Source organism: Enterococcus lactis (genome assembly GCF_015751045.1).
GTDB classification, from domain to species: Bacteria; Bacillota; Bacilli; order Lactobacillales; family Enterococcaceae; genus Enterococcus_B; species Enterococcus_B lactis.
The window spans coordinates 1-7,018 of the sequence record NZ_BNJW01000045.1 but is presented as its reverse complement, the minus strand read 5'-3'; the positions used below and the strand labels follow the sequence as shown (position 1 = coordinate 7,018).

The following is a 7,018-nucleotide window of genomic DNA, read 5'->3' as shown; positions in this document are numbered from 1 at the left end:
CTAGCGAGGCAGTCTAACTTTAACTGTTAGCTCCTGCCGAAGATCGTCACATCCGAGGAGGCTCATTGTCAAGGACAATCGGAATAGCATACGGAAAGAAGTTCTGCACCTTATAAAATTTGTCAAAAAAACTGTTGCCATTCCAAGATATGAAACTAATCAGATAGGTAAGAAATATCTTAAGTTGTAATAAAGAGATACAATAACCCTTAATCAACAATTACTAGAGAGCTTAAAAAAATACGTGAATCATTTAGAAAAAAATCAATTATCTTCAATTATAGTAAATGAACTTAACTTCATAGCTGAAACAGAATAACTTGAATCCTCAAATAACTTCTCTACCTGCTGTTTTGGTTACGATATTGGCTACGTTCCCGATGATAATATCTGCTGCTATATACTGTCAGTCTATAGTAATTTGTTAAATGAAATATCTATACAAAGCTTATTCCTTTACTCTGATTCCCAAAAGAGTCATTGGAAGGGTCTGTTGGATAACAACTAATTCATTGCTCGAAACGTTTATATTAAAGCGTTTCGAGCATTTTTTTATTCATCAGTATATTAACTTAAAACAAACGACTGTCCAGAAATAATGAACTGAACAGCTAATATTATCCATTTGTCTGATGAATCTAAAGACTTGAATGTTTACTACTAGATTGTTCAAATTCTAGTAGTAGCTCAAGCAACATTTTTTAGTCACTACTTTGAGTGCGAACGACAATAATAAAATGTATGAAAGGGGATGGGGATAATTTTCTTCCCTTTTTACTAAATACATTCTTTTCCGTTATTAGAGAGGACTGAGCACTCAATATAATCCTATTCGTTGATTATGATGCCAAACAAACTTGCGAAGGCTGAGCTTGCTAGTGAGTAACCTTTTTAGAAATGGAGCGAGATAAATTCACTTCTTCCATTTGTTCGAACTAATTGGGCCGTCGGTAATGAGTATCACGATTAGAATAAACGATTGGATTCACTTTGACTTGGCGGGTAGCGTGTCTAGCACTTAACATATTATTTACTGATCCTGCATTAAGCTTGAATTTAATGGACTAACTAATGATAGCAATATCGTGATAATCAACAAGTAGTAATAAATGAATTTTCTCTGCGGGAATTCTAAACTCAAAATTATCTGTCAGCCAATTTCAGTTGGCTTTTTTCTTCTTATTTGGAGATAAAGAATTTTTCAACATATCCTCTTTATAATTTTTTGGTTAATTTTTCCGTATTTTTCCAAAGTTTTCTAGCCTTGGTTGCTGCTATTTCTTCACACCATTGCGTCAGGTATCACTATTTGGATTTGGAACTGTACCCCCAGAATTAATGGGTACCTTTAATTTGATTTTTTATCAAACGCCGGAAGATGCTGTCTTTAAAGCCCTTGGGGTAGAATAGACAACTTTTTATTAAGCTAATATCTTCAGAAAATTAATCAATGAACTTAACTTCATAGTTTAAACAGAAAAAATTAATTGCTTAAATAACTTTTCCATTTGCTGGTTTGACCACGTACCAATCTATATTACTTACTAGATTAGTCGTTAATCTATTCGGATCGAATGGGCAAAATATTTTTGTGTATGTTCGTCCTTGATTATGATTCCAAAAAGAATCATTGGGAGGCTGTGGCGTAAATATTATACTATAAGCCAGAAATACCTATATTTAGTTATTTCTGGATTTTTTGATAGAAAAATAACAGAAGAATAATACAAATAGCCTAATACTAGAATAGTCAGTCATTTTTTTACCTATCATTCTGAACTTTTTTATTTAGGAACTTTCATCTCAAAGCTTTTTCAATTAATTTGTACCCTTGTTTTTTTTGATAAGATCATGTGCATTGTTCTATCTCTACGTTCATCTCCTACTTAATGCCTATCGGCTCCTGAGGGCTTCTTTTTAAGGCGTCGTCATAGTCTTGGCTGAGGATTTCTTGGTAATCTGAGGGAATGGCTTCCCAAGTGAGCAGGCGAACGTTCATGACGTGTTTTCCTTTGTGTTTGATTACAGCATGGTTTTTCTCTTTTTCTACCTCTCCAGCGTGAAAAGACAGCCATGTACCATGGCCAAAGATATCATTACATACCCAATGTTCGATGGAATTATCCACGTATCCTACAGGGAGTGTGGTATAGCCGATTTGTGGTTTTAAAAAAGGATTGAATCGATCAATCGTTTCATTTTTGTATTGATAATTGATAAGAAAAAGATAGACCAAACAAAAGACGAGCAGAAAGAAAGATAGTGTCTTTTTGAGTGAGAAGGGTTGTTTTGATGAATAAGATTTCTTGATAACAAGAGGTTCGTCTGGCAATGTTGGTTCTATTGATTCGGTAGCTGAGGATAAAAATAAATCTAAATTATCTTAAGAAATTTCCTTTGGTTGATGTCTCTGGAAGATTGATCCAAATAACCGAAGAAGAAACACACCCTGTTATATTGATCCCTGAACGATATAGATATACAGATTTAAAAAATGACCTAGCGCAAATAACAGAATATTATCAAGAAATCAGTGAAAAAGAACCAAAAATTCTATTTATAAAAAACAGTCAACTCATTTATACATTTATTCCTTCTATCCCATGGATCGAACATTATCCAGTTGTTGAAATACTGACATTGAAAAACAGTACGTATTGGGAAAGGAATATTCTCAGCGGAGAAATCTATCCGCCGTTAAAGATCAAGATAGGCTCTTTGTCGAAAGAAAGGTTATTTGAGCTGATTGAAGAAAGTCAGTTACGTGATAACTTGCAGTTATCATTTCCGTATACTCAGACTGAAGAGATAGCTGTCAAAGTGTTAAGCAGATCATTTCATTACTTGATACAGATATTTTTACTCACTTTCTTTTCTTTCTTCTTGTTGAGCTATGTCATGTTATGCATATATTTTGTCTACAATTGTCGGAAAATCGCTATCTTTCGTTCAAGTGGTTATTCGCTCTTTGAAACGTATAAAGATTTCTTCATGATGAACCTCATCAAATGGGGGACGACAAGTGTAATCTTCCTTTTTCTTATAGAAAGAGAGCCTAAATATCTTTTTAATATTTTTTTCTTTAGTTTCATTGGTTCTATTCTTTCAGTTGTTTTTATTTTGTCTACAGAAAAGAAAAGTCAGTTATTGTTGATGAATGGAGGTTAACAATTGGATCCGTTGATAGTGATAAAAGGTGCGAAAAAAATCATTCGAAACAAAACGATTCTTCATTTGGATCGTTTCACTGCGGATGCTGGAGATCTTGTGACTGTTGTTGGAGAAAGTAGAGCAGGTAAAAGTACGTTATTGAATACATTAGGATTGAATAATCGGTTCAGTTCAGGACAATTCTATTTGTTCGATCAAGAGACGAAACAATTAACTGGAAGAGAGAAGCGCTTGATAAAAAGAAATATCATATCTTTTCTTTTTCAAGATTTTGGGTTGATTGAATATGAAACGATTGATTTTAATTTAGATATTGGATTGAAGTTTTCGAATTTAAATGTTTCAGATAAGCGAACAGCAAAGTATGAGGCATTGAAAATAGTAAATATAAACAAGAAGCTAAGTAAGCCTATCTACACATTATCTGGTGGTGAGAAGCAAAGAATCGCCTGTGCGAGAGTCTTATTGAAGAATAGCAAAATCATTTTAGCCGATGAACCAACTGGATCATTAGATAAACGACATAAGGAGCAAGTCGTTGAAATCTTATCGCAACAGGCTTCCCAAGGTACGTTAGTTATCGTGGTCACGCATGATCCGTATCTGACCAAAATAGGAAACAAGAAGATCATGCTTTAGGAAACAAATGAAAAATCAACCTTTTTTTCATTAAAAACAACAAAAAAATGTCTAAAAAATCGGACATAAAAGAGTCTATTTTTAAGATGACAACAGCGGTAAAGAAAGAACAAAAATGATAGCACTTGTTCTAAGGATTCACAGTTTTGCCAAAAGCATAACGCAAGATAGACTTGAAAAACGATAACAAAAGAAGTAGTATATTAAGGTGTGATATGCTACTTGACATTTATTCTGCTGAGCGAACTTTCTGGATGGTATAGACTTCTATCTATTCAGGCCGTATCAAGCAGATTAGTAGAGGTGTTCTAGATGTTTCTCATCTTGAGCACCTTTGTTTTTAGCAATTCGCAAAAAACGAAAGTAGGAGAACAAATAAATGAAGAAAAGATTTTTAGCATTTGCCATCGTACTAGGCGCTGGTTTATTGTCAGGCTGTACGAATGCTGGTGAAAAAACAGCCGTTAGTTATAAAGGCGGCACAATCAGCGAACAAGAAGTAATGGATAGCTTGAAAAAAATGCAAGGAGCAGATTCCACTGTGCAACAGTTGATCGTTTATCAAGTATTTGAAGACAAATACGGAGATGACGTATCAACTAAAGAAGTCGATTCTCAATATGATCAAACAAAGAAACAATTGGGTGATTCATTTGATTCACAATTGAAGACAGCTGGCTTAACAAAAGAAACATTCAAAGACAGTATCAAACAAAGATTAGCCTTCCAAGAAGGTCTAAAGAAGCATATCAAATTGACTGATGAAGATTTAAAAACGGCTTGGAAAACTTTCCATCCAGAAGTAGAAGCTCAAATCATCCAAGTAGCAAGTGAAAACGATGCAAAAGATGTGAAGAAAGCTGCTGATAAGGGAGACGATTTCTCTAAATTAGCTAAAGACAAGTCAACTGATACTACGACAAAAGAAGATGGCGGAAAAGTAAAATTTGATTCCACTACTACAACGGTTCCAACAGAAGTCAAAGAAGCAGCTTTCAAGTTGAAAGACGGTCAAGTTTCTGATGTGATCACTTCTACTAATACCTCAACTTACGCGACAGAATACTACGTGGTCAAAATGGTGAAAAACCAAAACAAAGGCAACGACATGGATAAATACAAAAAAGAATTGAAAGAAATCGCGACTGAAACGAAATTGAATGACAGTACCTTTAGAAATAAGGTAATCGGAGAAGTATTGAAAGACGCTAATGTGAAAGTCAAAGACAAAGACTTTGAAAATGTTTTGAGTACATTCACTTCAGATTCCAGTACAGCAAGTAGTAAATAAGCGGAATAAATAAAAAAGTATGAACTATTTAAATCAATAAAACCGTTCATCTAAATCTTTTTATTAGAACTAAATCAACAGTAGTTTCATTACTACTTGATTTAGTTCTTTTTATTTAAACAATTCTTTGTTTTAGTTGGAATCCAAGATAGCCATCCTAGATATTTCTCTATATAATTTTAAATAAAGAAAACGATGTCAAAAAATGTACGTAGAAGTAGATAAATGGAGTGGTTTTGCAAATTTCTTTTATTTCTAGAAGTTATTCACGTATACGGATTTGTTTTTCTCACAAATAAAAAGGCAGGAAGTACAATGGATCATTTGTATATAAAATATATTCATCAATTTTCCGTTTTGGTGTTAGGCACACTAATTATAGCGGGGATTGTCGCATTTATTATTCAAGGTCGTGACATATTAACAGTACATCAAGAGTTTTTCAGTTATGCATTTGGTATTCCTCTGATCGCTATAAGGTCTGATAACAAAAAGTGGAAGAAACGCTATTACATTCTCTTGCTATTTTTGTGTTTTTATCTGCCACCTAAGATTTTTACTTTATTAGGTATACAACGCCTATCATTTTCTTTTATTTCCTATATCATTGTTTTAAGTTTCTTCAGTTTCATAGTATGGCTGTTTTATTTTGTCAAAAAATAAATGAATGTTTTATGAACAGTACTTCATCACAGCCTAATTTTTTTCTTTATGCTATCGTTATATTAAAGAAATCAATGAGAAGGGAAAGAAAGTGATGAAAAAAGTTTTATTAGTGGTAAACCCCAGTTCAGGCGGTGAACAAGCAAAGGAATTTGAGCAATTAGCGATAGCAAAATTGGAATCGGTGTTTGATGAAGTGGTCGTCTTGCATACAAAAAAAGTAGGGGATGCAAAAAACTTTACTCGCGAGGCGGCTGTGGAAGGGTATCATAGTGTATTTGTCATGGGCGGAGACGGAACAGTTAACGAAGGAATCAGTGGAATCGCTGAACAAGACCATCGGCCAAATTTCGGCTTTTTCCCATTAGGTACGGTGAATGACTTGGCTCGAGCATTAGGGATACCGCTAGAACCTGAGGAAGCGATCCATCATTTTTCGATTGAATCAGTCAAACCATTGGATATTGGAAAAATAAATGATGACTATTTTATGAATGTCGTTGCAATTGGCTCTATTCCTGAAGCAATCAATGATGTAGATGCGGAGAAGAAGACGAAATTTGGTAAATTAGCTTATTTCATGTCAGGAATCAAACAGTTAGCTTCCACACAATCCTACTCATTTCACGTAGAAGTTGATGGAAAGAAGGAAGAAATTGAGAGTAGTACCCTACTGATAGGACTAACTAACTCAGTTGGCGGATTTGAGACATTGCTTCCAAATGCAAAAGTGGATGATGGTAAGCTCCATTTAGTTTATTTAAAAGATTCTTCTTTGATCGATACGCTTAAAACATTGCCAGACCTATTAAAAGGAGTAGATGAATCAACGAAAAATCTAGCCTACCTTACTTGTGAGCAATTAGTTGTGTCATTAGCTGATGAGGAAGAATTGACGACGAATGTTGATGGAGATGAAGGGGATAAATTACCTGTGACAATCAAAGTATTGCCCTCACATCTACAGGTTTATTGGTAAAATGGAGGTTGTGACCGAGGAGTTGGCGGGAGAACACCGCTTGTTCGGGATAAGGGACTGTGACAAGACTTTTGTCACAGCCTTTTTCTATGATTAGTCAAGTAAAAGGTGTAAGAAAAATAGCTCATAAACGAAAGCGACAAAATCAAGGCACACCAAATAAAGCCCCGTTCGTAAAAAATTTTCGATCTGGGCAAAGAAGTGGTATACTGTAAGTGGTTTAGTTAATGGTCCACTGAGACCGCGTACGCATAGTCGTACTCTGTATGTGCCCT

4 protein-coding genes and 2 pseudogenes are annotated in these 7,018 nt (G+C 34.6%); 5 read left to right on the top strand and 1 reads right to left on the bottom strand.

Going from position 1 to position 7,018, the window contains the following annotated elements:
- Window positions 1–1,882: 1,882 nt before the first annotated feature.
- Window positions 1,883–2,365 (bottom strand): annotated as a pseudogene (locus KFO35_RS13660) (YxeA family protein); the annotation flags it as partial.
- Here KFO35_RS13660 and KFO35_RS13655 point away from each other — a divergent pair.
- The 5 genes and pseudogenes from KFO35_RS13655 to KFO35_RS13635 form a co-directional block, all read left to right on the top strand.
- Window positions 2,362–3,168, top strand: a pseudogene (locus KFO35_RS13655) (DUF1430 domain-containing protein); the annotation flags it as partial. The pseudogenes KFO35_RS13660 and KFO35_RS13655 overlap by 4 nt on opposite strands.
- Window positions 3,169–3,171: 3 nt before the next feature.
- The gene (locus tag KFO35_RS13650) at window positions 3,172–3,810 is read left to right on the top strand and encodes an ATP-binding cassette domain-containing protein (RefSeq protein ID WP_070703776.1); all 639 of its coding nucleotides are present in this window, start codon (window positions 3,172–3,174) and stop codon (window positions 3,808–3,810) included.
- 379 nt (window positions 3,811–4,189) lie between these two features.
- Window positions 4,190–5,101, top strand: coding sequence for a peptidylprolyl isomerase (locus KFO35_RS13645; RefSeq protein ID WP_070872211.1), 912 nt, complete (start codon window positions 4,190–4,192; stop codon window positions 5,099–5,101).
- 225 nt (window positions 5,102–5,326) lie between these two features.
- On the top strand, window positions 5,327–5,764 hold the full coding sequence (locus tag KFO35_RS13640) for a hypothetical protein (protein WP_002314590.1): 438 nt from the start codon (window positions 5,327–5,329) through the stop codon (window positions 5,762–5,764).
- A 94-nt stretch (window positions 5,765–5,858) separates the two neighbouring features.
- Entirely contained in the window at window positions 5,859–6,743 is an 885-nt protein-coding gene (locus KFO35_RS13635) for a diacylglycerol/lipid kinase family protein (RefSeq protein ID WP_070872213.1), read from the top strand.
- The last annotated feature ends 275 nt before the right edge of the window (window positions 6,744–7,018 follow it).